26 protein-coding genes are annotated in these 23705 nt (G+C 72.8%); 15 read left to right on the top strand and 11 right to left on the bottom strand.

Annotation, left to right across the window (positions count from 1 at the left end; translation table 11 throughout):
* Nucleotides 1-30 precede the first annotated feature (30 nt).
* Together OG218_RS04000 and OG218_RS03995 are read left to right on the top strand one after the other, a co-directional pair.
* The gene (locus tag OG218_RS04000; protein WP_380161680.1) at nt 31-432 is read left to right on the top strand and encodes an OB-fold nucleic acid binding domain-containing protein; all 402 of its coding nucleotides are present in this window, start codon (nt 31-33) and stop codon (nt 430-432) included.
* On the top strand, nt 429-1109 hold the full coding sequence (locus OG218_RS03995; protein WP_328291906.1) for a DUF3159 domain-containing protein: 681 nt from the start codon (nt 429-431) through the stop codon (nt 1107-1109). The genes OG218_RS04000 and OG218_RS03995 overlap by 4 nt, the downstream gene beginning before the upstream one ends.
* 8 nt (nt 1110-1117) lie before the next feature.
* Here the strand turns inward: OG218_RS03995 and OG218_RS03990 are convergent, their stop codons facing one another.
* The 3 genes from OG218_RS03990 to OG218_RS03980 are packed head-to-tail and all read right to left on the bottom strand — an operon-like array spanning nt 1118 to nt 2825.
* The gene (locus OG218_RS03990) at nt 1118-1504 is read right to left on the bottom strand and encodes a DUF1801 domain-containing protein (RefSeq protein WP_328291905.1); all 387 of its coding nucleotides are present in this window, start codon (nt 1502-1504) and stop codon (nt 1118-1120) included.
* A complete protein-coding gene (locus tag OG218_RS03985; protein WP_328291904.1) occupies nt 1501-2160 on the bottom strand; it encodes a potassium channel family protein in 660 nt (219 codons plus the stop codon). The genes OG218_RS03990 and OG218_RS03985 overlap by 4 nt, the downstream gene beginning before the upstream one ends.
* Nucleotides 2160-2825, bottom strand: coding sequence for a potassium channel family protein (locus OG218_RS03980; RefSeq protein WP_328291903.1), 666 nt, complete (start codon nt 2823-2825; stop codon nt 2160-2162). The genes OG218_RS03985 and OG218_RS03980 overlap by 1 nt, the downstream gene beginning before the upstream one ends.
* A gap of 72 nt (nt 2826-2897) precedes the next feature.
* On the opposite strand from OG218_RS03980, the gene OG218_RS03975 reads away from it, so the two are divergent.
* Nucleotides 2898-4931: an APC family permease gene (locus OG218_RS03975; protein ID WP_328291902.1), complete on the top strand. Its 2034-nt coding sequence runs from the start codon at nt 2898-2900 to the stop codon at nt 4929-4931.
* Nucleotides 4928-6271 (top strand): class I SAM-dependent RNA methyltransferase, encoded by a 1344-nt coding sequence (locus tag OG218_RS03970; RefSeq protein ID WP_328291901.1) that lies wholly within the window; start codon nt 4928-4930, stop codon nt 6269-6271. Before OG218_RS03975 ends, OG218_RS03970 begins: the two co-directional genes overlap by 4 nt.
* A gap of 2 nt (nt 6272-6273) precedes the next feature.
* Here OG218_RS03970 and OG218_RS03965 read toward each other — a convergent pair whose 3' ends face one another.
* A complete protein-coding gene (locus tag OG218_RS03965; protein WP_328291900.1) occupies nt 6274-6456 on the bottom strand; it encodes a hypothetical protein in 183 nt (60 codons plus the stop codon).
* Between the two features lie 28 nt (nt 6457-6484).
* Nucleotides 6485-6826 (bottom strand): hypothetical protein, encoded by a 342-nt coding sequence (locus OG218_RS03960; protein WP_328291899.1) that lies wholly within the window; start codon nt 6824-6826, stop codon nt 6485-6487.
* A 131-nt stretch (nt 6827-6957) separates the two neighbouring features.
* On the opposite strand from OG218_RS03960, the gene OG218_RS03955 reads away from it, so the two are divergent.
* The 6 genes from OG218_RS03955 to OG218_RS03930 all read left to right on the top strand — a co-directional run bounded on the left by OG218_RS03955 (nt 6958) and on the right by OG218_RS03930 (nt 12896).
* Nucleotides 6958-7332 carry a YidH family protein gene (locus OG218_RS03955; RefSeq protein WP_380161686.1) on the top strand — a complete coding sequence of 125 codons (375 nt, stop codon included), beginning with the start codon at nt 6958-6960 and terminating at the stop codon, nt 7330-7332.
* On the top strand, nt 7329-7679 hold the full coding sequence (locus OG218_RS03950) for a DUF202 domain-containing protein (protein WP_328291897.1): 351 nt from the start codon (nt 7329-7331) through the stop codon (nt 7677-7679). Before OG218_RS03955 ends, OG218_RS03950 begins: the two co-directional genes overlap by 4 nt.
* Before the next feature lie 132 nt (nt 7680-7811).
* The gene (locus OG218_RS03945) at nt 7812-10661 is read left to right on the top strand and encodes an aconitate hydratase (protein WP_328291896.1); all 2850 of its coding nucleotides are present in this window, start codon (nt 7812-7814) and stop codon (nt 10659-10661) included.
* Between the two features lie 78 nt (nt 10662-10739).
* Entirely contained in the window at nt 10740-12239 is a 1500-nt protein-coding gene (locus OG218_RS03940) for a hypothetical protein (RefSeq protein ID WP_328291895.1), read from the top strand.
* 57 nt (nt 12240-12296) lie between these two features.
* Complete coding sequence (locus tag OG218_RS03935) at nt 12297-12584, top strand: hypothetical protein (protein ID WP_328291894.1); 288 nt, start codon at nt 12297-12299, stop codon at nt 12582-12584.
* A gap of 3 nt (nt 12585-12587) precedes the next feature.
* Nucleotides 12588-12896 carry a transcriptional regulator gene (locus OG218_RS03930; RefSeq protein WP_328291893.1) on the top strand — a complete coding sequence of 103 codons (309 nt, stop codon included), beginning with the start codon at nt 12588-12590 and terminating at the stop codon, nt 12894-12896.
* A 1-nt stretch (nt 12897) separates the two neighbouring features.
* Here OG218_RS03930 and OG218_RS03925 read toward each other — a convergent pair whose 3' ends face one another.
* From OG218_RS03925 to OG218_RS03915, 3 genes are read right to left on the bottom strand one after another with little or no spacing between them, the layout of a single operon-like run.
* Nucleotides 12898-14259 (bottom strand): hypothetical protein, encoded by a 1362-nt coding sequence (locus tag OG218_RS03925; protein ID WP_328291892.1) that lies wholly within the window; start codon nt 14257-14259, stop codon nt 12898-12900.
* Nucleotides 14256-15368 carry an MFS transporter gene (locus OG218_RS03920; RefSeq protein ID WP_328291891.1) on the bottom strand — a complete coding sequence of 371 codons (1113 nt, stop codon included), beginning with the start codon at nt 15366-15368 and terminating at the stop codon, nt 14256-14258. The genes OG218_RS03925 and OG218_RS03920 overlap by 4 nt, the downstream gene beginning before the upstream one ends.
* Before the next feature lie 56 nt (nt 15369-15424).
* Entirely contained in the window at nt 15425-17302 is a 1878-nt protein-coding gene (locus OG218_RS03915) for a LamG-like jellyroll fold domain-containing protein (RefSeq protein ID WP_442906361.1), read from the bottom strand.
* Between the two features lie 133 nt (nt 17303-17435).
* Here OG218_RS03915 and OG218_RS03910 point away from each other — a divergent pair, with 133 nt between their 5' ends.
* From OG218_RS03910 to OG218_RS03895, 4 genes are read left to right on the top strand one after another with little or no spacing between them, the layout of a single operon-like run.
* Nucleotides 17436-19655, top strand: a complete 2220-nt coding sequence (locus tag OG218_RS03910) for a putative bifunctional diguanylate cyclase/phosphodiesterase (protein WP_328291889.1) — start codon at nt 17436-17438, stop codon at nt 19653-19655.
* Nucleotides 19652-20500, top strand: a complete 849-nt coding sequence (locus OG218_RS03905; RefSeq protein ID WP_328291888.1) for an HDOD domain-containing protein — start codon at nt 19652-19654, stop codon at nt 20498-20500. Before OG218_RS03910 ends, OG218_RS03905 begins: the two co-directional genes overlap by 4 nt.
* Nucleotides 20501-20517: 17 nt before the next feature.
* Nucleotides 20518-20904, top strand: a complete 387-nt coding sequence (locus OG218_RS03900; RefSeq protein ID WP_328291887.1) for an ATP-binding protein — start codon at nt 20518-20520, stop codon at nt 20902-20904.
* Entirely contained in the window at nt 20901-21425 is a 525-nt protein-coding gene (locus tag OG218_RS03895; protein WP_328291886.1) for a GNAT family N-acetyltransferase, read from the top strand. The genes OG218_RS03900 and OG218_RS03895 overlap by 4 nt, the downstream gene beginning before the upstream one ends.
* Before the next feature lie 6 nt (nt 21426-21431).
* Here the strand turns inward: OG218_RS03895 and OG218_RS03890 are convergent, their stop codons facing one another.
* Entirely contained in the window at nt 21432-22049 is a 618-nt protein-coding gene (locus OG218_RS03890; protein ID WP_328291885.1) for a TetR/AcrR family transcriptional regulator, read from the bottom strand.
* A gap of 119 nt (nt 22050-22168) precedes the next feature.
* Here OG218_RS03890 and OG218_RS03885 point away from each other — a divergent pair, with 119 nt between their 5' ends.
* Nucleotides 22169-22726 (top strand): NAD(P)H-dependent oxidoreductase, encoded by a 558-nt coding sequence (locus tag OG218_RS03885; protein ID WP_328291884.1) that lies wholly within the window; start codon nt 22169-22171, stop codon nt 22724-22726.
* Nucleotides 22727-22739: 13 nt separating this feature from the next.
* On the opposite strand, the gene OG218_RS03880 is transcribed toward OG218_RS03885, so the two are convergent.
* Nucleotides 22740-23219, bottom strand: coding sequence for a hypothetical protein (locus OG218_RS03880; RefSeq protein WP_328291883.1), 480 nt, complete (start codon nt 23217-23219; stop codon nt 22740-22742).
* Nucleotides 23220-23228: 9 nt separating this feature from the next.
* Complete coding sequence (locus OG218_RS03875) at nt 23229-23654, bottom strand: hypothetical protein (RefSeq protein ID WP_328291882.1); 426 nt, start codon at nt 23652-23654, stop codon at nt 23229-23231.
* Nucleotides 23655-23705 lie beyond the last annotated feature (51 nt).

The raw sequence follows: 23705 nt of genomic DNA, 5'->3' as shown, positions 1-23705 counted from the left end.
GTTCCCTCAGACCGTGTGAAGGGGCCTATCGTGGGTGCCGTGCCGAAGTCCTCAGTGCTGAGTGCGCCGCTCTGGCGGCGTGCGCTCGCGCGTTTCACCGCTTCCGAGTCCGACCTGGCCGCCGAGGAGGCGCAGGAGGAGACCGTCCGTCAGGGTGGGACTCCGTGCGGGCAGATCCCCGACCGCACCAAGGCCTGCGTGTGCGGGACCCTGCGGTCGGTGACGTTGCGGCCCCGCGGTGGCGTGCCGGCACTGGAGGCGGAGCTGTTCGACGGTTCCGGCTCGGTGTCGCTGGTCTGGCTCGGCCGCCGCAGGATCGCCGGGGTCGAGCCCGGGCGCCGGGTGAAGGCGAGGGGTCTCGTCGCGTGCGACGACGGCCAGCGGGTGATCTTCAACCCCGTCTACGAGCTGCTCTGCTCCGAGAAGGCGTGAGTCCCTCGCCACCTCTCCCGAGCACTCCGCCCACCACCGTCGAGGACCTCGTCCGGACCCGGTTGTCGACGGCCCTGGGTGGGTGGCGAGGCCTGCTCGACTCCGCCGCGCCCGCGCTGGCCTTCCTGGTCAGCTGGCTCGTGACCCACGACCTCAAGGTCTCCGTCGGTGCCTCCCTCGCGGTCCTGCTGGTCGCCCTCGTGGCCCGCATCGCCCGTCGGGAGACCCTCCAGCACGCGCTCGGAGGGATCCTCACCACCGCGGTCGCAGCGTTCATCGCCTCCCGCACGGGACGGGCCCAGGACGTGTTCCTGCCCGGCATCCTGCTCAACCTGGGTCTGGCCGTGTTGTTCGCGCTCTCGATGCTCGCGCGGTGGCCCGTCGTGGGTTTCCTCGTCGGCGCCGTCACCGAGGACCCGACCGCCTGGCGACGTGACAAGGGCATCGTGTCGCTCTGCCAGAAGCTGACCGGGCTGCTGCTCGCCGGCTACGTCGTCCGCGCCGCCGTGCAGCTACCGCTCTACCTGAGCGGGAACACGACGGCGCTGGCGATCAGCAAACTGGCCCTGGGCTGGCCGCTGCTGGTGGCGGGCATCGCGATCGCCGGACTGATGCTGCTCAAGGGGAACACCCCGCTGGCTCCCTCGGCCGATCCGGAACCCGTCGCCGAGGTCTGAGCCCCCGCTCAGCGCTTCTTCCCGGCCTTGGCCGCGTTGTGCTCGATCGCGGCGCGCACCAAGGCCTTCAGGGGTTCCACGCGCACCTCGTCGCCCTCGGAGAACTCCACGCTGCGGCGCTGGTTGCCGCCGAGTTCACCGTTGAACAACCCGTCGGGGTCGGGGAGCGAGGCGCCCCAGAGGAAACCCAGCTTCACCTTCTCCGTGAAGACGTTCCCGACGACGAGGGTCCCACCCAGCGACCACACCGGGGCGCCCATGTACTTCCACTCCTCGACGATGCCGGGGTCGACGTCGAGGATCGCGGCGCGGGCCTGCGCCAGCACGTCCCCGCGCCAGCCGGCGCTCCTGGTGACGAGCTCGTCGATCTTCGCGGTGGGGGACTCGTCGCTCACGGGGTTCCCAACATGGTCCGCAGCGCCGCCTCGGCGTCGGGCACGGAGAGGAAGAGCAGGTGGTCGCCGGCCTCGAGCACGTCGTCCGGGGTGGGCGGCAGCGGGCGCTCGGAGCGGACGATCGCCACGAGAACGGTGTCCTCGGGGAAGACGACCTCGCCGACGGTGCGCCCGAGGACAGGGCTGTGCTCCTCGAGGGTGTACTCCGACATCGAGGAGCGGCCCTGCTGGAAGGTGAAGAGCCGGACGAGTTCGCCGACGCTCACGGCCTCCTCGACCAGGGCGGTCATGAGGCGCGGTGTGGACACCGCGACGTCGACGCCCCACGCCTCGTCGAAGAGCCACTCGTTCTTGGGGTTGTTCACCCGGGCGACCGTGCGCGGGACGCCGTACTCCGTCTTGGCCAGCAGCGACACCACGAGGTTCGCCTTGTCGTCGCCGGTCGCGGCGACGACGACGTCGCAGTCGGCGAGTTCGGCCTCGTCGAGGCTGGCGATCTCGCAGGCGTCGGCGAGCAGCCACTGCGCGTCGGGGACGCTGGTGATCTTCATGGCCGTGGGGCTGCGGTCGATGAGCAGCACCCGGTGACCGTTGCCGAGCAGTTCTCGGGCGATGGACCGGCCGACGATCCCGGCGCCGGCGATGACGACGCGCATCAGGAACCCTCCTCCGGTGCCGCGGCGAGCACGGCGGTCGCCTGCGGCTGTCGTTCGTCGGCGACGACCACGTGGACGATGTCGCCGTCCTGGTAGGCCATGCCGCGGGTCGGGACGACCCCCTGGCCCAGCCGCGTCACGTAGGCGACGCGCACCCCGGCCGCAGCCTCCAGGGCCGAGAGCGGCTTCCCGGTCCAGTCCTCGTGCACGGGCGTCTCGATGAGCACGACGCGACCCGAGGGGTCGCGGAACTCGCTCAGCGCCCCCTGGGGCACGAGCCGGCGCAGGACCTGGTCCGCCGTCCAGCGGACGGTGGCGATGGTGGGGATGCCGAGACGCTGGTAGATCTCGGCGCGGCCCGGGTCGTAGATGCGGGCGACGACGTTGTCGACGTCGAACTTCTCGCGGGCGACACGCGCGGCGAGGATGTTGGAGTTGTCCCCCGAGGACACCGCGGCGAAGGCGCCGGCCTCGTGGATGCCGGCCTCGACCAGGGTGTCGTGGTCGAAGCCGACGCCGGTCACCCTGCGCCCGGCGAAGGTCGGGCCCAGTCGGCGGAAGGCGTCGGCGTTCTGGTCGATGACCGCGACGCTGTGGCCCCGCTGCTCGACGGTGAGGGCCAAGCTCGACCCCACCCGGCCACAGCCCATGATCACGAAGTGCACGGGTCAGACGCTACCGCCTGGGGCGCGCTCCGAGCACGGCGCACACCCGGTCACCGCCTAGCATCTCCAGACGTGCCCTCTGTGACGGACGCGATCAAGCGCGTACTGGTGGGGCGGCCGTTCCGCAGCGAACGACTGTCCGAGACCCTGCTCCCCAAACGCATCGCCTTGCCCGTGTTCGCCTCCGACGCCCTCAGCTCGGTCGCCTACGCACCGGACGAGATCTTCCTGACCCTCTCGATCGCGGGGATCGCGGCCTACGCGTTCTCACCGTGGATCGCGGCGGCCGTCGTGCTGGTCATGGTGGTGGTCGTCGCCTCCTACCGCCAGAACGTCCACGCCTACCCCTCCGGGGGAGGCGACTACGAGGTCGCGACCGTCAACCTCGGCCCCAACGCCGGCCTGACGGTCGGCAGCGCGCTCCTGGTGGACTACGTCCTCACGGTGGCGGTCTCGATCTCCTCGGGCGCGCAGTACGCCGCCGCCGCGATCCCCGCTCTGCGCGGGCACGAGGCGCTCTTCGCGGTCGTGCTGGTGCTGCTGCTGATGACGGCCAACCTGCGCGGACTGCGTGAGAGTGGCGCCGCCTTCGCGATCCCGACCTACATCTTCATGTTCTCGATCCTCGGGATGGCGATCTGGGGCTTCGCCCGGCTGCTGTTCGGGGACCTGCCCGACGCGCCGAGCGCCCAGCTGGACCTGACCGCCGAGCACCACATCTCCGGGGGCCTGACCAGCGTCGCGGGGGCGTTCCTCGTCCTGCGGGCGTTCTCGTCCGGGGCGGCCGCCCTCACCGGGGTGGAGGCCATCAGCAACGGTGTCCCCGCCTTCGAGAAGCCCAAGAGCAAGAACGCGGCGACGACGCTCCTGCTCCTCGGCCTGACCAGCGTCACGATGCTCGTCAGCATCATCGCGCTGGCCCGGCTGACGGGGATCCGCTTCGCGGAGGACCCCGCCACCCAACTGCTGCGCAACGGCGTCCCCGTGGGGGGCTCCTACGTCCAGGACCCGGTGATCGGGCAGCTCGCGGCGACGGTCTTCGACCACTTCCCGGTCGCGTTCTACCTGGTGACGGCCGCGACCGGCGTGATCCTGGTGCTGGCCGCGAACACCGCCTTCAACGGGTTCCCGGTCCTCGCCTCGATCCTGGCCCGCGACGGTTTCCTGCCCAAGCAGCTGCACACCCGCGGCGACCGGCTCGCGTTCTCCAACGGGATCATCGCTCTCGCGCTCACCGCGATCGTGCTCGTCGTGGCCTTCGACGCCGAGGTCACGCGGCTGATCCAGCTCTACATCGTCGGGGTGTTCGTCTCCTTCACGATGAGCCAGACCGGCATGATCCGGCACTGGACCCGGCACCTGAAGTCGGAGACCGACCCGGCGAAGCGTTCCTCGATGAAGCGTTCGCGCGTCATCAACAGCATCGGCCTCGGGCTGACCGGTCTCGTCCTGATCATCGTGCTGCTGACGAAGTTCACCCAGGGCGCCTGGATCGCGATCCTCGCCATGGTGATCGTGTTCGTGAACATGAAGCTCATCCGTCGCCACTACACCTCGGTGAGCCGGGAGCTCGAGATCGGCCCGGACTCCAAGCCGAAGGCGCTGCCGACGGGGGTGCGCAGCGTCGTGCTCGTGTCGAAGATCCACAAGCCGACGCTGCGGGCGCTGGCCTTCGCCCGGGCCGCCAAACCCACGGAGCTGCAGGCCGTGACGGTGGCCGTCGAACCGGAGGAGAGCGCGGCGCTGCAGAAGCGGTGGGAGGAGATGGGGATCCCGATCCCGCTGACCGTGCTGGACTCCCCGTACCGCGAGATCACCCGGCCCGTCGTCGACCACGTCAAGGCGCTGCGCCAGCGGTACCCGCGCGACCTCGTCGTCGTCTACGTGCCCGAGTACGTCGTGGGCCACTGGTGGGAGACGTTGCTGCACAACCAGTCGGCGTTGCGCCTGCGCGCCCGGTTGCGCTACCAGCCCGGGGTGATGGTCGCCAGCGTCCCGTGGCAGCTCAGCAGTTCCGAGGGCTTGGAGGACCGCGTCGAACGTGCCGCCCCCGGGGTCGTGCGGCGGGGAACCTTCGGTCCCGCCCCCAGCGAGGAGATCGAATGAGCAGTCCCACCCGAGCCCGTCGGACCCGAGCGCGGGCGCCCCGCCCCGAGGCGGGCCCGGACGCCGCCGGGACCGAGGTCGAGCTCGAGGTCGGCCCGGTCGCCCACGGCGGGCACTGCGTCGCCCGGCACGAGGGGCGGGTCGTCTTCGTCCGCCACGCCCTGCCCGGGGAACGGGTCGTGGCCCGGATCACCGAGGGGGTGGCGAGCGCGAAGTTCTGGCGCGCCGACGCCGTCCGGGTGCTGCGGGCCGACCCCGCGCGGGTCGAACCGGCCTGCCCGGTGGCCCGGCCGGGGATGTGCGGGGGCTGCGACTTCCAGCACGCGACGCCGGCCAAGCAGCGGGAGCTGAAGGCCCAGGTCGTCGCCGAGCAGTTGCACCGCCTCGCCGGCCTCGACCTCGAGGTCGTCGTCGAGGAGGCGCCGCTGGCGGGGCCCGAGGGTCTGCGCTGGCGCACCCGCACCCAGTTCGCCGTCGACGCCGAGGGGCGCACCGGCCTGCGCGGACACCGCTCGCACCACGTCGTGCCCGTGCAGGACTGCCCGATCAGCACCCGGGCCGTGATCGACAGCGGGGTCCTCGACCAGCGCTTCGGCAACGTGGAGACCGTCGAGGTCGCCGCGGGTTCCGACGGGGCGGCACCGCTCGTGGTGATCACCCCGACGCCCTCACGGCACGCCAACCTGCCGAAGCTGCCCGACGCCTCCGTGGCGGTGCGGACCCCCGAGGGGCTGCACCGGGTGTCCGGGCGCACCTGGGTCGGCGAGCGGATCACCGTGCGGGGTCAGGAGCACGCGTTCCGCGTCGGCGGGGCCGGGTTCTGGCAGGTCCACCCCGCGGCCCCGGCCGTGCTGGGCGAGGCCGTGCTCGCCGCGCTCGAACCGCAGCCGGGGGAGAGCGCGCTGGACCTGTACTCCGGGGCGGGCCTGTTCACGGCCCTCCTCGCCGACGCCGTCGGTGAGGAGGGGAGCGTGCTCGCCGTGGAGGGTGAGGAACGCGCCGTGCGCGACGCCCGCCGCTCGCTGCACGGGCAGCAGCACGTCGAGCTGTGGGCCGGTTCCGTCGAGGAGTCGCTGACCGACGTGGAGATCACGTCCCGTCGGGTCGACGTCGTCGTGCTCGACCCGCCGCGCTCGGGCGCGGGTCGCGAGGCGGTGCAGGGGATCGCGGCGCTGGGTGCGCGTGCGATCGCCTACGTCGCCTGCGATCCCGCCGCGCTCGCCCGGGACACCGCGTTCCTGGCCGAGCACGGCTACGTCCTCGACGGGCTCCGCGCCTTCGACCTCTTCCCGCAGACGCACCACGTGGAGTGCGTCGCGCGGTTCGTGCCGCGCGGCTGACGTCAGGCGCGACCCGCGCGGTCGAGCTCGTCGAGACCGGCGAGCACGGACGCGAGCACGTCCTGCGCCGGCGTCTCGCCGGTGTCGGTGAGGTCGAGGACCCGGTCCCCCGTCCACCGCCCCGCGGTGTCGCGGGTGGAGTGGCGCGGGACGTAGCGGGCGGGACGGCGGGCGAGCAGCGGCACGGTGTTCTCCTGGGCGATCGGGGCGGGGTCAGCCGAGGCGGCCGGCGGAGGCCAGCCACGCCAGCAGGACGACGGTGAAGAGGAGCGAGGCGCCGGCACCGGCCTTGGCGACCAGGGCCAGGCCGTCGACGTCGATGCGCTGCCACACCGCGCGGAGCGCGTCGAGCACCCGGGTGCGGACGTCGACGACGGGCTTGTCCGGCACGGCGCGCAGACCGGCGAGCAGCGCGGTCAGGACGGCGCCGGACTCGGCGTCGCCCAGTTCCACGGCGCGGGGGGCGCGCCGGGCGGGAAGGGCGCGGTGGGCCGCGGCGGGGCGGGTGGTGCGGGTGGCCGGCGCGGGGACGGTGCGGGGGAGGGTGGGGTGCACGGGCTGCTCCTGAGTCCGTCGGGGGGTCGTCCCCCTACTGTGCTGACCGAGCGTGATCCTTCTCAAGCCGTCAGTAGTGCGTCCGGGTGCCCCCGTCCGGGTGATCCGTCGCCGTCCGACACGTCTGGGGGATGATCGGGACCGTGAGTGACGAGAGGTTCCCGCGCAGCGTCTACGGCGTCGGTGACGAACCCGATCCGCGGTTCTCGCTGGCCAACGAGCGGACCTTCCTGGCCTGGATCCGCACCTCCCTGGCCCTGCTGGCGGCGGGGGTCGCCCTGGAGGGGCTGAACCTCGCGTTGCAGCCCGGGTTCCGGTTCGCGGCGTCGGTGCTCCTCATCGTCCTCGGGCTGCTCACCCCGCTGCAGGCCTGGCGCGGGTGGGCCCGGGACGAGCGGGCGATGCGGCTCCGCGCGCCCTTGGCCTCCCCGACCCTCGCCTCGCCCCTGACGATCGGCGCGGTGCTCGCCGGGCTGCTCGTCCTCGCCGGCCTGGTCCTGCGGTGATCTTCGACGAGGGTCTGCAGCCCGAGCGGACGGCGCTCGCCTGGCGACGCAGCGCCCTGACGCTCCTCGTGGGCTCGCTCGCCGGTGCCCGGCTGCTAGCCCCCCAGCTGGGGGTGTTCGCGCTCGTCCTGGGGGTCGTGGGCTGCGGTGCGGGCGCGTGGACCTACCTGGCGGCGCGGACGCGTTCGCGCCGGGTCACCGCCCGGCTGCTGAGCGACGGGCACCTCGGGGAGGGGCCGCACGCCGGGGTGCTCGCCGCGACCGCCGGGTACTGCATGCTCCTCGGCGTGTTCGCGCTGGTCTTCGCCGTCGACCACGGCCTGCGTGGTATCTTGACGTCGAGATAAGTGGTCGAGATGAATGCCCCGGGAGTTCCGTCGCGACGGACCCCGCGCGCGGTCCCGCCCCCGCCGGTGGGAGCATCGACACCACGCACGGATCGATGACGATGACGACGGAAGACGAGTGAGGAGCTCCCGGTGAGCAGCCACAACAGCTTCGAAGCCAAGGCTACCCTAACAGCCGCTGGAACGGATTACACGATCTTCCGTCTGGACGCGGTGGAGGGTTCGGCGAAGCTGCCGTTCAGCCTCAAGGTCCTGCTGGAGAACCTCCTGCGCACCGAGGACGGCGCGAACATCACCGCCGACCACATCCGGGCGCTCGCCGGCTGGGACCCGTCCGCGCAACCCGACACCGAGATCCAGTTCACGCCGGCGCGCGTGATCATGCAGGACTTCACCGGTGTTCCCTGCATCGTCGACCTCGCCACCATGCGCGAGGCCGTCGCCGCCCTCGGTGGCGACCCGACCAAGGTGAACCCGCTGGCCCCGGCCGAACTCGTCATCGACCACTCCGTCATCGCCGACGTGTTCGGTCGCCCCGACGCCTTCGAGCGCAACGTCGAGATCGAGTACGGCCGCAACCGCGAGCGCTACCAGTTCCTGCGCTGGGGCCAGACCGCCTTCGACGACTTCAAGGTCGTCCCGCCGGGCACCGGCATCGTGCACCAGGTCAACATCGAGCACCTGGCCCGCGTGGTGTTCCCGCGCCAGGTCGACGGTGAGCTGCAGGCCTACCCCGACACCCTCGTCGGCACCGACTCCCACACCACGATGGTCAACGGCCTCGGGGTGCTGGGCTGGGGCGTCGGCGGCATCGAGGCCGAGGCGGCCATGCTCGGCCAGCCCGTCTCGATGCTCATCCCGCGCGTCGTGGGTTTCAAGCTGTCGGGTTCCATCCCGGCGGGCGCGACCGCGACGGACGTCGTGCTGACCATCACCGAGATGCTGCGCAAGCACGGCGTCGTCGGGAAGTTCGTCGAGTTCTACGGCCAGGGCGTGGCCTCGGTCCCGCTCGCGAACCGCGCGACCATCGGCAACATGAGCCCCGAGTTCGGTTCCACCGCAGCGATCTTCCCGATCGACGACGTGACCCTGGACTACCTGCGCCTCACCGGCCGCAGCGACGGCCAGGTCGCCCTGGTCGAGGCCTACGCCAAGGAGCAGGGCCTCTGGCACGACCCGAGCACCGAACCCGTGTTCTCGGAGTACCTCGAACTCGACCTCTCCACCGTCGTCCCGAGCATCGCCGGACCGAAGCGCCCGCAGGACCGCATCGTGCTGGCCGAGGCGAAGGAGGCCTTCCGCGCGGCGCTCGGCGACTACGTCGACGACGAGGTCCCCGGCGTGAACAGCGCCTCCAGCGCCCGGAGCGACACCGTCGACGCGGTGGTGGGCTCCTCCCAGGACGAGGCCAGCGCGGAGAGCTTCCCGGCCTCCGACGCGCCCTCGGCCTCCGCCAGCGACGAGCGCGACGAGCCGGCGGAACCCGGCCACGCCACCGGCCGGCCCTCGAAGCGGGTCGCCATCACGATGGACGACGGCACCGAGACCGAGATCGACCACGGTGCGGTCGCGATCGCCTCGATCACCAGCTGTACCAACACCTCCAACCCCTCGGTCATGATCGCGGCGGCGCTGCTGGCCAAGAACGCCGTCGAGCGCGGACTGAGCGTCAAGCCCTGGGTCAAGACCTCGCTCGCGCCGGGTTCCAAGGTCGTCACCGACTACTACGACAAGTCCGGGCTCACCCCCTACCTCGAGAAGCTCGGGTTCCACCTCGTCGGCTACGGCTGCGTCACCTGCATCGGGAACTCCGGTCCGCTGCCGGAGGCCGTCTCGGCCGCCGTCCAGGAGAACGACCTCGCCGTCACCGCGGTGCTCTCGGGCAACCGCAACTTCGAGGGCCGGATCAACCCCGACATCAAGATGAACTACCTGGCCTCCCCGCCGCTGGTGATCGCCTACGCGCTCGCCGGGACGATGGACTGGGACATCGACCACGACCCGATCGGCACCGACGAGTCCGGCACCGAGGTGTTCCTCAAGGACATCTGGCCCGACGCGGCCGAGGTCGAGCGGGTCATCGGCGAGGCCATCAGCAAGGACATGTTCGTCAAGGACTACGCCGACGTGTTCGCCGGCGACGAGCGCTGGCAGGGTCTGCCCACGCCCGAGGGCAACACCTTCGACTGGGACGCGGAGTCCACCTACGTCCGCAAGCCCCCGTACTTCGAGGGCATGCAGGCCCAGCCGTCGCCGGTCACCGACATCGCCGGCGCCAAGGTGCTGGCCCTGCTCGGCGACTCGGTCACCACCGACCACATCTCCCCGGCGGGTTCCATCAAGCCGGACAGCCCGGCCGGTGCGTACCTCTCCGACCACGGTGTGCAGCGCCAGGACTTCAACTCCTACGGGTCCCGACGTGGCAACCACGAGGTGATGATCCGGGGGACGTTCGCCAACATCCGGTTGAAGAACCTGTTGCTGGACAACGTCTCCGGTGGGTTCACCCGCGACTTCACCCAGGGTGGGGCGCAGGCCGCGATCTACGACGCCGCGCAGAACTACGCGGCGCAGGGCATCCCGCTCGTCGTCCTCGGCGGCAAGGAGTACGGCTCCGGGTCCTCGCGCGACTGGGCGGCGAAGGGCACCGCGCTGCTGGGCGTGAAGGCCGTCATCACCGAGAGCTTCGAGCGCATCCACCGCTCCAACCTCATCGGCATGGGCGTCATCCCGTTGCAGTTCCCGCAGGGCCAGACCGCGGCCTCGCTCGGGCTGGACGGCACCGAGAGCTTCGACATCGCCGGCATCACCGAACTCAACGAGGGCCGCACGCCCAAGACGGTGAAGGTGACCGCGACGAAGACCGACGGTGGGACGGTCGAGTTCGACGCCGTGGTGCGCATCGACACCCCGGGTGAAGCGGACTACTACCGCAACGGCGGCATCCTGCAGTACGTGCTCCGGTCGCTCACCAACGCCTGAGTTCCTCGCGATCCGCGGGCGGTCACCTCTCGAGGTGGCCGCCCGTCGTCGTGCCCCGGGTGTGGTGGGATGGCGCCCATGCGTTCTTCCCACCCGGCTCTGCGGCTCGCCCTCTTCGGGGCGTTCCTCGGCGCCCTCCTGAGCTGGGTGACCTCCCGCGGGCTCATCGACGACACCTACATCACCCTCGCCTACGCCCGCAACGTCGCCGAGCACGCGCACTGGGGGATGACCCCCGGTCTGACGTCGAACGCGGCGACGTCACCGTTGAACGTCGCGCTGCTCGCCGGCTGCCTGCGGCTGGTCCAGCCGTTCGCCGGTCCCGACGGCGAGCTCGCGCTGGGCGTGCTGACGACCCTGCTCGGTGCGCTGGCGGGATGGTGGTCGGCCCGGGCGGCGGGGCGGCTGGGCCTGTCCCTGGCCTGGCCCGCGGCCGCGCTCGTCGTGGTGCTGGCCAACCCGTTCCTGGTCTCCGCCCAGGGGCTGGAGGTCGTCCTCATCTTCACCGCCATGACCGCCCTGCTCTCGGCCGGTCTCGCCGGCCGGGCGCTCCCCTACGGGGTGGTGGCGGCGTTCAGCCTGCTGGCCCGTCTCGACATGGTCGTCTTCGTGGTGGTGATCGCGTTGGCCTGCCGCGGTGTCCGCCGGCGGTTGCCGGTCGCCGTCGGGGTCTGCGTGCTGGTCTGCCTGCCGTGGTTCGCGGCCAGCTGGTGGTGGCTGGGGTCGGCCATCCCCGACACGTTCGTCATCAAGACCAACCAGCGGAACTTCGGCGAGGGGCGAACCTACCTGCGTGGGCTGTGGACCCACTACGCGCTCAACACGCCGGGCGCCGTCGCGGTGAGCGTGGCCGCGGCCCTGGTCGGGGTGGTCGTCCTCCTCCTGCTCGTGCTCGCCCTGCTGCGCCGCCGCGCCCGGCCGGGAACGGGAGCCGTGCTCGGTCTGGCGCTCGGCGGGGTGGGGTACTTCGCGGTCTACAGCGTCCTCGGCGTCCCGCCCTACCAGTGGTACTACGTCGCGCCGATGGCGTCGCTGTCCTTCGCGGCGATGCTCGGGGCCGGCGTCCTCAGCGGTGAGCGGTCGCGGTCCCGGGTGACGTGGGTCCCGATGAGCGCGGTGTCGGTGCTGGCCCTGGTGGGTCTCTTCGTCTGCGTGCCGTCCGCGGCACTGCCGCTGCCGTGGCGCTACCCGCCGGTGTTCGCGAACTTCGCGACGCCGGCCGAGTACCGGACCGCCGGGACCGACCTCGCCCGGATCGTCGGGGACGAACGCGTCGCCGCCCCCGGGGAGATCGGGACGCTGGCCTACAGCTGCGACTGCGAGATCATCGACCAGTTCTCCGACCCGGCGTACCTGCAGGGCGTCATCGACGCGCGCATCGCCGAGGCGGGCCCGGTGCTGAAGCCGCTGCTGGAGTTCAACTACGCCCACCACCGCGACCCGGGGCCGGCGAGACCGACCCCGTTCGTCCTGCGCTGGACCGACGCGGGCGCCGACCCCGCGCAGGGGATCACGAGCTGGCCGACCACGGCGGGGACGTGGCAGGGCCGCAGCGTGCTCGTCCTGCTGAAGGGGTGAAGCCCTCTCCCCACCTCCCTCGCCGTCAGCGCCGGGATCTCCGCCGGGCTGGGCGTGGTGCTGCTCGGGCAGGGGCACGGACCCGCGCACCTGCTCGCACTCGTGGGAGCCGTCGCCCTGCTCACCGCGGCGTTCCTGCTGCCGGAACGGTGGCGTCGACGTCGGGGGCTGGTCGGCTACCGCGGCCGGGTCCGAACCGAGCACACGACGTTCCTGCTCGTCCTCGCCGGACTCGCCGTCGTCGGGTTCACGGCGGACTCCACGATGAGCGCCGTCTTCGTCCTCCTCGGTCTCGCCTCCGGAGCCACCTGGTTCTGGGCGCTGCGCCGCAGGCCGGAGGCCTGAGTCGTGCCCGACCTCGACGAGGTCCTCGTCTCCGCGGCCCGGCTGCGGATCTGCGCCTACCTGTCGGGGTGCGCCGAGGCGGAGTTCAAGGCCGTCGCCGACTACTGCGGGATGAGCGCTCCCACGTTGTCCAAGCAGCTCACCGCGCTGGCCGCCCCCGGCTACGTCGACATCCGCAAGGTCGCCTCCGGTCGCTACACCAGGACCGTCCTCGCCCTCACCGACACGGGTTCGGCAGCCCTGCGCGACCACGTCGCCGCGCTGCAGTCCATCGCGTCGCGCGCGAGCGACGAGGCGCTCAGAAGTCGATGAGTCAGAAGTCGATGAACCCGCCGACGGCGTGCTCGGTCCCGGGCACCTGACCGGTCTGGAAGTCCTCCATCAGCACGACGGCCGCGGTGTCCGGGGGAGTGATGCGACCCGACTCGTCGAACAACGGAATCCGTCGCCGCAGCCGCGCCCCCGGTCGGTCCGGGTGCTCGAACGTCCACTCCAGCACCGTGTCCGGCCAGTCGCCCACGAGGCGGGCGCGAACCGCGGTCATGCCCTCGACGAGCGGGAAGAACCCCTCGTCGGTGCGCCAGTGCTCCTGCAGCCTCCCGTTGCTCGCCAGCACCTGGCGGACGTAGGAACCCGACTCCAGCGGCCGCGGGGCCAACGGGCGGACGTGGTCGGCGACGTCGACGGAATCCGCACCCAGCAGGAGGGAGACGTCTCCGCCGCGCTGCACGGTGAGGACGTCGACCGGGGCCCGCAACACCCCCGGGACGTCGCGGCGCACGGCGACGGTCAGGCGTTCGGCCGGACCGGTTCCCACGAGGGCGGCCGACGTCGTCGTCCCCCGGCCGAGGTCGATCCGGCGCAACGGGTTCCCCTCGGCGTTGTGCACCAGGGCGACCAGGTGGCCCGCCGCGGCCGCCATCCCGTCCGCCCGCCAGCCGAAACCCCAGCGGGCCCCTTCGAGCCGGACGCCGTGCCGGTCGGCCCCGGCGCTCCACGGGTCCAGCCAGGAGTGGGTACCGCGACCGTCCTCGGTGCGGACCTCCGGCCCGTGCTCGACGGGTTCCGCGACGTCGCGCAGTTCGTCGCCGATCTCCGCACCCCAGGGGATCCGGAACCAGCGGGTGTTCCAGACGACCTCGTGGAGGTCGGCCCCCAGGGGTTCCAGGTGCCAGGGCTCGTCGTCCAGGGCGATGAAGAACCCCGACTCCTCCGCCTGCGCCGCCCGCACGGGGGCGTCGACGTTCGTGCGCCGGGGTCGACCGCCACGGCCGACGTGCAGCAGCTGCGCGGGCTGCAGCCCCCAGCTGGGCCGGCCGTCGGCAGTGCGGACGATATCCTGGGGCGGGGGCGAGGGGACGCACCAGACCCCGTCCGGGCCCACCGCCGACAACCGCAGCCCGTGGGTCCAGACCGCGAGTTCCACCCCGTCCGGGCCGATCCGCACCAGCGGGGCGTCCCCGTGCGGGTGGGTCCAGAACGAGGGGCCGTCCGGCAGCAGCCGCGGTGGCGGCCACGGGGTCGGGACGGGTTCGGCCGGCACCTCCGGCCAGCTGACGATCCGCTCGACCTTCCCGGTGCGCAGGTCCAGGACCGCGGCCACGGGCTGGGTCTCGTCCAGCGCCCACAACCCCGACTCCAGGCTGAGGAGGCGGGTCGGGCGCAGCGGTCTCACCGGACGATCCTCTCAAGCACGCTCACCCCCACGGCACCCGCTCCCGCCAGCGCGAAGGCGCCCAACGGCCCGACCGCGTCGACGAGTCCGCCCGCGCCCGCGACGGCGACCGCGCTCCCCGCGGCGCTGCAGGAGGCCAGCCAGGAGAACGTGCTCGTCAGCGCGCCGGCCGGGGCGCGCTCACGGGCCAGCACGGACGTCGCCACCAGGACCGGCGGCACGGCCGTCCCGACGACGAAGAGCACCACGGCGAGGGCCGGGACCGGCCAGGGGCCGATCAGCAGGAGCGCCGACAGGCCGAACGCCGTGGCGCTCACCCGCAGCCGGCGCCGGGCCGGTGCGCGCCAGGGCAGCGCCGAGAGAGCCAGTCCGGCGAGCAGACCTCCGGCGCTGGACGCGACGACCAACGAGGTCGCCGACCCCGTCCCGCGGGCCGCGGCGGCCACCGCCACGGGCACGGCTCCGAAGTGCACCCCGATCGCGACGTTCACCGCGATCGGCAACCCGACCCCGCGGGGCAGCCCCACCCGACCGCGCGGGCCGCAGCGCCGCCCCGGGGGCGCGGAACGTCGCTGGAACCCCAGCAGCAGGGTGGCCCCGACGACCAGGGTGGCGGCGAGGAGGACGGCGGACGTTGAGTGCCCGGAACTGCCCAGCGCCACGCCCAGGGCCGGTCCGAGCAGGTAGGCGGCGGAGTTCGCGGTGGCCTCCCACCCGAAGGCCCGCGACAACTCCGGACCGGGCGGGAAGCGGTGCGACCAGCGGGCGGCCGAGAACGCGCCGAGCTGGGGGAGGGTGGCGCCGAGCAGGCCGCCCAGGACGACCAGGGCGGACCGGGAGGAACCCGGCCCGGTCGCCCCCAGCAGCACGAGCACCGCGCCCGCGTGCGCGACGGCGAGCAGCGGCAGCACCCGGGGTTGCCCGAACCGGTCGACGGCGCGGGCGGTCTGCGGCCCGACCAGGGCCTCGGAGATCGCGAGGCCCGCGCCGAGGGCACCGGCGGCCCCGAACGACCCCGTCCGGTGGAGCACGAACCACAGGAGAGCGACGTTGGTCGCGGCGAGGCCGATCCGGCCCGCCGCAGCCGTCGCGAAGAACGCCGTGAGCACGGCGTGTCCTTCCGGGTGGGGCGGACCGGCCTCGAGGCCGGACGTTTGGCGCGAGGCTACCGCGCGGTGAGGAACTCCGTCACGTCGAGACCGCGCGAGGAGATCCGCACGTCGCCGATCCAGCCGTAGAACCCCTGCCCGAACTCCTCGTTCGACTGCGTCGCACCGATGGCGAAGGGCTTGCCGAGGGTCGCGATGCCCCGGGCCCGCTGCGCCGGGTTGCGCACGACCTTGGAGCCGTCGACGAAGACGACGGTGTGCTCCCCGTCGTTGACGATCGCGACGTGGGTCCAGCGGCCGGGGGTCAGGGCGTGCGTCCACGACGTCGGGTTCACGTCGTCGAGGGAGGGGTAGAGGACGAACTGCAGGAACCACTCCGACGTCACGTTGAGGCTGCAGCTGGGTTCCTCGGTGGTGTACCCGCTGGTCTTGCCCGCGTCGCCGTTGTTGCCCTCCCAGCTCAGGACCCCCATCCAGGCGTGGTCGCCCACGAACGGGTCGGGGAGTTTGAGGAACACCTCGATGGTGAAACCGTCGAGGAACTGCTCGGAGTTCACCGGGGCGTCGGAACCGGTCTCGAGGACCGCCCCGCCGTCGGGACCCTGGTGCCCGTCGAAGCGCAGGCTGGCGTGTGCGGGTGCGTCGTCGTGGTGGTCACCGGACCAGGTCAGGGCCCCGGCCCCGGCCGCCCCGACCAGGCGCGCGGTGACGTCGTTGCCGTTGCCCGTGCGGTCGTGCACCCTCGTCCCCGGACCCACGACGGAACCCTCGACCCCGCGGACCTCGTCGAAGCGCCAGTAGGCGGCGGTGTCCTTCGTGATGACGTCGTGGTCGGGGCGTTGCGCCGGCAGGGCCGGTGGGGCGAAACCCGCGAACCGTTCCTCGGCGACCAGGGGGAAGCTGAACCGGTCGAGGTCGGTGGACTTCTCGAGGTTCTCCGCCGCGAGCAGGTTCCGCTCGTCCTGCGGGATCGACTCCAGCCACGGTGAGAACGTCTCGACGTCGACGATCCCTCGGGCCAGGTCGACGTGGTAGAGGCGGATCATCGCGGCCCCGCCGTAGTACTGGTCCTGGTAGTTGGTCAGGTGCGCCTGCACCTCGTGCCCGGCGTCGTTGACCAGGACGGTCCGCCCCACCGGCCAGAAGTGCCCGTTCAGGGTGAGGAACACCTGGTCGCGGCCCCGGACCACGCTCTGCCACAGGGTGTTCCCGTACTCGGAGAGGGCAGCGACCCCGTGCTCGTCGGCGGCGACGAACTCGTGGGTGGTGAGGATCGTGGGCAGGGTCGGGTTCGCGTCGAGGACGCCGGCGGCCCAGGCGAGACCCTTCTCGGAGGCGCGCCAGTCCATCGCCAGCAGCAGCCACTCCCGCCCGCCCGCGGTGAAGACGTGGTAGCTGTGGTACCCGTCGGGGGAGGCGCCGCGGAACGTCGGCATCCCGCGGAAGCGCCACGGGCCGAAGTGGTCCAGGTACGGGGTGGGACCGCGCTGGTCGTCACCCGAGACGTCGTGGTTGCCCGCCAGCACCGAGAACGGCAGGTCGCTGCCGGACATCCCGTCCCAGACCACCGCGGCCGCGGCGAGCTCGGCCTCGGTGCCGTGCTCGGTCACGTCGCCCAGCTGCGCGACGAAGGCGATGTTCTCCTCGGCCCGGTTCTGCCGCAGCCACTCCAGGGTGGCCCGCAGCGGGGTGGGCTCGGTGCTGTCGGCGTCGAAGAGGTACTGCGTGTCGGGCAGGACGGCGAGGCAGAAGCGGGGGGAGTCGGGGTCGAAGCGCCCCGCGGACCCGCGCGGGGTCGCGCCGGACGTGACGGGTGCGGCGGCCGCGCTGCCCGCTCCGGTGACCGCGGGCAGGGCCGCGACGGCGGGGACCGCGAGTCCGGAGGCCAGCATCGAACGGCGGGAAGGGCCGGGGGAGGTGTTCACGCTCCGCATCCGATCGCACCCAGGTGCCGCGCAGGTGAACGCATCCACCACCCCGAACGATCAACTCGTGGCGCTCCGTGCCGATGAACACCCTGATGCGGCCCACGGAAGGTGCCGCCGGGAACCACCGTGGACGGAACCAGTGCTGAACGACGCGTGGCGCAGCCAGCACGCCGGGGGGAGCGACGACTCCACCACCGGTGTCGATGCCGCACTGCTGCACTTCGCGGCAGCCGCGGACCAACCCGTCCTGGTCGTCTCCCGCCCCCAGGCCCCCGCCCCTCTGGAGATCGCCCGCGTCCGCTGGGCGAACACCGCCGCCGCCGACCTGTTCGGGGTGGCCTCGGACCACCTCGTGGACCGGGCCGTCACCCGGCTGCTCCGCCGTCGCGAGGAGTCCCCCGAGGGGGAACACCTCTCGCGGGACCGCCGCATCCGCTGCACCGTCGACGCCCTCACCTCCGGCGGGGAGTCCCGGCACGTCGAGGTCGTCGCCTGGCCCGTCCCGGAACGCGAGGGACGCGAGTGGTTCTGGGTGCTGGCCGTCGTGCTGCCCGAGGACGAGCGGGCCCAGGCCGCGCTGCGCGCCGCGGAGGAGCGCTTCGCCACCCTGGCGCAGAGTTCCCCGGTGCCGACCATCGTCTCCGACGTCGGGGCCCGCCTCTCCCGCGTCAACGACGCCTTCGCCGAACTCATCGGCCTGCCCGCCGAGGAACTCTGCGGGACCGCGTGGCTCACCCACGTCGTCGACGACGAACGCAGCGGTGTCGTCGAGGCCGTCGCCCGCGTCCTCGCCGGCGAACGCGTCACCCTCGACACCCGGCTGCGCAACGCCGCCGGGCAGGTCCGCTGGGTCGCGGTGCGACTGGCCCCCAGTCGCACCCCCGGCTACGGCGCCGGGTTCATCGGCACCGTCGAGGACGTCACGGACCGCCTGGCCCGCGAGCACCGGCTGGCCTACCAGGCCCAGCACGACCTGCTGACGGGACTGCCGAACCGTCTCGCCCTGCTGGAGCGGCTCACCGACCTGCTGACCCCGCAGGCCGGGGCCCCGCAGGCGGGGAGCGGCGTGGGTGTCCTCATGGTCGACCTCGACGACTTCAAGACGGTCAACGACGGACTCGGCCCGGAGGCCGGCGACGCCGTCCTCGTGGAGATCGCGCGCCGACTCGCCCGGACCGTCCGCGGTGGCGACATGGTCGCCCGGCCCGGCGGCGACGAGTTCGTGCTCGTCTGCGCCGACCTCACCGACCTCGACGCCGTGCAGGCCACCGCACGTCGCGTCCTCGACGCCGTCCTCGCCCCGGTCGAGGTCAACGGGTTGCGGTTGCGGCTCGTCGCCAGCATCGGCGTCGTCCTGCTCGAAGGCCTCACCTGCAGCGCCGAGGAGGTCGTCCGCGACGCCGGGATCGCCGTCCACGAGGCCAAGGCCGCCGGCGGAGGGCGCTGGACCCTGCTCGACGACGAGGTGCGCCAGCGCGCCCGACGCGCCCTGCGCCTCGTCGCCGACCTGCGGGAAGCGTTGTCGCGCGGCACCGTCGACGTCCACTACCAGCCCATCGTGCGCCCCGGCTCGCCCGCCGAACTGCTCAGCCTCGAGGCCCTCTGCCGCTGGACCCACCCCGAACTCGGACCGATCCGGCCGGACGTGTTCGTCGAACTCGCCGAACGCGCGAACCTCGTACCGCTGCTCGACGCCCACGTCCTGGCGCTCGCCTGCCGCGACCTCGCCTCGTGGCGGGCCGCGCACGTCGCGGGCGACCTGCCGCACACCCCGGCCTACGTCGCGGTGAACGTGTCGGCGGTCAGCCTCGCGGCCGAGGGCTTCTCCGCCGGGGTCCGGCAGACGATCGCCGCGGCCGGCCTGCACCTGCGCGACATCTGCCTCGAGGTCACCGAGACCTCGCTCGCCAGCGACCTGCGCGCCTGCCGCACGGTGCTGGAGGAACTGCGCCGCGACGGAGCCCGCGTCGCCATCGACGACTTCGGCACCGGGTACTCCTCGCTGGCCTACCTCAAGGACCTGCCCGTCGACCACCTCAAGGTCGACCGGTCCTTCGTCCGCGACCTGCACAGCGTCGGCGAGGGTGTCGCCGGGGGACCGGCCCGCGCCGTCGCCGCCGCCGTCGTCTCGCTGGCGCGAACCCTCGGCCTGGGGATCGTGGCCGAGGGGGTGGAGACCCTGGAACAGGACGCGGTCATCCGCGACCTCGGCTGCGAGGCCGTCCAGGGTTTCCTCTACTCGCGGCCGCTGACCCGCGAGGCCCTCGTCGAGGTCCTGCGCGCCGGTGGCCTGCTGCACCCGCACCCCCTCGCGCCGACCCCGGCGCACGTGCCCGCACCGCGGGAGGTGACGGCGTGAACGAGACGCATTCCCCCGAGGTGGTCTCCACCCTCGTCCCCGGTGCCGTGGAGGTCCTGGGCCGGATCTCCGCCGCCCTCGACGACCTGCCCTCGCACCGTCCCGTCGCGGCCAAGATCATCGCCGAGGCCGACGACCACCGCTCGGACGCGAAGTCGCTGGGGCGGACGCTCAGCTACGACCCGGCGCTGGTGGCGAAGGTCCTGCGCCTGGCGAACTCCGCCTACTTCGGCCTCTCCGGCACGGTGTCCGCCCCCGCGTTCGCGGTCACCGTCGTCGGCTTCTCCACCGTGCGCAGCCTGGCGGTCTCCGCCATGGCCGGCCTCGACGACGTCCCCCCGGCCCTCGAGGGGTTCTGGGACCGCAGCGTCCTCACCGCCGTGGCGGCCGCGGAGTTCGCCCCGAGGCTGCGGGCGAAGGCCCCGGACGCGTTCTCCGTCGGACTGCTGGCCCGCCTCGGACAGGCGCTGCTGGTGCGCTGCGACCCCGAGGAGTACCCGGTGCTGGTGGCCGGTGCCGCGGACCGCGACGACCTGCTGGAGGCCGAGAACCGCCGCTACGGCGCCACCCACACCCGGGTGTCGGCCGAGGCGCTCGCGGCCTGGGCGTTCCCGGACGAGCTCTCCGAGGCGATGGCGCAGGTGGACCGCCCCGGCTGGGCGACCCCGCTGGCGACGTCGGTGCGGCTGGGACTCGAACTCTCCGAACGCATCCTGGACCCGGCCCGGGCCTCCCGTCCGGCCGAGCAGTTGAGCGCCGGGCACGTGCGCGACGCCGAGGTCGACGCGCTGCGGTCCGGGGTGACGCGCACCGCGGCCGAACTGGTGCAGCTGCTCACGTCCTGACCTGGTTGGATGGCGGGGTGTGCGAGGCGACCCCGGCTGCGGAGATCACGTTGCCCGACGACGAGCACTCCGCGCGTCGGGCCCGCACGTTCCTCAGTGAGGCCTACTGCGGGCGCCACCACGCGCGGGTGCTCGACGAGGCCCAGCTCCTCGTCTCCGAACTCGTGACGAACGCGGTGCGCCACGGTGGCCCGCCGGTGCGGGTCCGCGTCTCCTGCGGCGGCGGCGACGGCGCAGGTCTGCAGGTGGCGGTCTCCGACGGGAACCCGCACCCCCCGGTGCGTCGCGACGTGGCCCCGGAGGCCGAGGGAGGTCGTGGGGTGGCGCTGGTCGACATCCTCTCCGACCGGTGGGGCGTGGAGCACGCCTCGAGCGGCAAGACCGTCTGGTTCGTCCTGTCGTGAGGACCCGGTTGCGCCTCGTCGCGCTCGAGGACGCCGCGACCCTGGCCGCGCTGGTGCGGGAGAACTGGGACTTCCTCGCCCCGTTCGAACCCGAGCGGGCACCGGAGTACTTCACCGCCCAGGGTCAGCGCGAGGTCCTGGCCCGGTTGCTGGCGGAGCACGCCGCCGGTCGGGTGGTGCCCTGCGTGATCGAGCACGAGGGGGCGGTCGTGGGCCGCCTCACCGTCTCGGGCATCGTCCGCGGCCCCCTCCAGTCCGGTGACGTCGGCTACTTCGTGGCGCAGGCGGTCAACGGTCGCGGGGTGGCCACGGCGGCCGTCGCCGAACTGCTGCGCACGGCCTTCGCCGAGGCGCCCGCGGGGCTGGGGCTGCACCGGTTGCAGGCGGGAACGCTGCTGTCGAACTCCGCCTCGCAGGCCGTGCTGCAGCGCAACGGGTTCGAACGGATCGGGGTGGCCCGGCGCTACCTGCGGATCAACGGTTCCTGGCAGGACCACGTGCTGTACCAGCGCACGGTCTGAGGGGACTCACGCGCGGGCCGGTCCCACGACCCGGGCCACGAGGTCGCTCCACCCGGCGGCGAGCCGCTGCGGGGACAGCGGTGGAACGGCGCCGAGCTGCCGCTCGACGTGGAAGTCCAGCGGTGCCTCCAGCGCCGCGAGCAGGTTGAAGGCCAGCACCTCCACGTCACCGCCGACACCGGCGGCCTGCAGCAGGACCCGGACGTGCAGTCGGGCGAAGGCGGCCGGGGCGTTCGCCCCGCGGGTCAGGTGGGCGTCGGCCTCGCGGAGCAGGTAGCCGCGGTCGGCCAGGAACCGCAGGCGCTCGTGGCCGAAGGCCACCAGTCGCGCGACCGGTTCCGCGCCGGGGCCCAGCGGGGGTGGACCGCTGAGGCAGGCGGCCTGGAAGTCGCGTTCGTACTCGTCCAGCAGGGCGGCGAAGAGCCCGGCGCGGGACCCGAAGCGGCGGAACACGGTGCCCTTGCCGAGGCCGGCCTCGGCGGCGAGCGCGTCCATGCTGAGGCCGGCGACGCCGACGTCCCGGACGAGGCGACGTGCGGTGCACAGCAGCAGTTCCCGGTTGCGGGAGGCGTCGGCGCGTTCCGGCGGCGGCGGGGAGCCCAGGAGGCTGACTGTGCGGCGCACGGGTGAAGCGTAGGCCCTTCCCGCCCGGATGCTTGAAGAGGGCAGGAAAAACGGACTACAGTCCGCATCAGGAACGGGCGTGTCCGCCCTTCCCCACCCGCTTTGCGAGGAGATCCCCGATGACCAACGTCCTGGTGCTGGTCGGCAGCCTGCGCGCCGCCTCCACGAACCGTCAGATCGCCGAGACCGCCGTGCAGCTGGCGCCCGAGGGTGTCGAGCTGACGATCTTCGAGGGCCTGGGTGACCTGCCCTTCTACAACGAGGACATCGACGTCGAGGGCAGCGTGCCGCAGACCGTCACCGACTTCCGCGCCGCGATCGCCGCCACCGACGCCGTCCTGGTCGTCACCCCCGAGCACAACGGCACCGTGCCCTCCGTGCTGAAGAACGCGATCGACTGGGCGTCGCGCCCCTACGGCGCCAGCCCCCTGACCGGCAAGCCGCTCGTCGCCATCGGTTCCGCGTTCGGTCAGTTCGGCGGTGTGTGGGCGCAGGACGACGCGCGCAAGGCGTTCGGCATCGCCGGCGCCGACGTCCTCACCGAGATCACCATGGCGATCCCGGGTTCGGTCGTCCGCTTCGCCGACGTCCACCCCAAGGACGACGCCGAGGTCGTGGAGAAGCTCACCGTCGTCCTGGGTGGGCTCGTCGCCGCCACCACGGTCGCCGCGGCCTGAGCCCCGCAGCAGTTCACCGGGCGGGCGCGACCGGGACCATCGCCGAGGCGTTCCGGTCCCAGATGCGCGGCGCCCGCCCGGCGAACTCGGTGGCGAGCCACGTCCGGACCTCCTCGAAGGTCCGGCCGGTCTCAGCGACGCGGTGCTCGCCGAGTTCCTCGAACCGGTCGTCGTCGAGGCAGTAGGCGACCTGGTCGAGGGAGTTCATCTGCCGGATCGTGACGAGTTCCGCGACGAGCCGGTCCTCCGGGTGCGCGGCGGCCGGGTGCAGTTCCCCGGCCGCGGCGCAGAACTCCTCGCCGTGCGCGGTGTCGGTGAAGCTGTAGCGGTTCGCCCCGCCGGCGCCGTCGTTGCTCACCAGCCCGAAGCTCTGGCCGAACCGCAGCAGGTCGCACGACCAGGCGACCTCGAGGGCGTCCTCGGGGGCGTCGGGGTCCTCCTGGTAGCCGCTGATGCTGTAGCGCTGGTGCGGGTGGCTCATCGGCAGGGGCACGGCCAGACCCTAGGCGACCTCGACCTCGTCGCCGACCTGGACCTGCACCGGCGCGGGAACGCTCTGCAGCCGCACCCGGGCCGCCTCCAGCACGACGAGCTCGGCGATGGTGGCGGGGGCGAGCAGGTCCAGCGTGGCGGCGATGCGGGCGCACAGCGCGTGGTCCTCGGAGACGAAGGCCGCGTGCACGAAGGCCAACCCCATCACGAAGCTCGCGTGCCGGCGGGCCTCGATGGCCTGCAGGTCGTCGAGGGTCAGCTGGACTCCGAGCACCCGTCGCACGCAGGCCGGACCGAGGTGCAGGACGGTGCCCGTGGGCGTCGCCACCAGGGCGGCGCCGGTCGGCAGGGCGTGCCGGCAGAGGGGCGCCTGGCACCACCCGCCCTCGCGCGAGAAGCCGACGACGCGGCTGCCGGGAGGGACGGAGGAGAACATGCAGGAGTCATCGGGACGAACGTGGCGGGGCTCGATGCGCCGCTCGGGGGA

This window comes from Kineococcus sp. NBC_00420, from assembly GCF_036021035.1.
In the GTDB taxonomy this organism is placed as follows: domain Bacteria; phylum Actinomycetota; class Actinomycetes; order Actinomycetales; family Kineococcaceae; genus Kineococcus.
Note: the sequence above shows the minus strand (reverse complement) of the source record. Positions and strands in the feature narration are given on the sequence as shown.

Bases quoted from the DNA above. Each gene is read 5' to 3' on its own strand.
- OG218_RS03915 (WP_442906361.1), bottom strand. From the start codon at position 17,302: ATGCGGAGCGTGAACACCTCCCCCGGCCCTTCCCGCCGTTCGATGCTG.
- OG218_RS03940 (WP_328291895.1), top strand. From the start codon at position 10,740: ATGCGTTCTTCCCACCCGGCTCTGCGGCTCGCCCTCTTCGGGGCGTTC.
- OG218_RS03970 (WP_328291901.1), top strand. From the start codon at position 4,928: ATGAGCAGTCCCACCCGAGCCCGTCGGACCCGAGCGCGGGCGCCCCGC.
- OG218_RS03985 (WP_328291904.1), bottom strand. From the start codon at position 2,160: ATGCGCGTCGTCATCGCCGGCGCCGGGATCGTCGGCCGGTCCATCGCC.
- OG218_RS03875 (WP_328291882.1), bottom strand. From the start codon at position 23,654: ATGTTCTCCTCCGTCCCTCCCGGCAGCCGCGTCGTCGGCTTCTCGCGC.
- OG218_RS03885 (WP_328291884.1), top strand. From the start codon at position 22,169: ATGACCAACGTCCTGGTGCTGGTCGGCAGCCTGCGCGCCGCCTCCACG.
- OG218_RS03955 (WP_380161686.1), top strand. From the start codon at position 6,958: ATGATCGGGACCGTGAGTGACGAGAGGTTCCCGCGCAGCGTCTACGGC.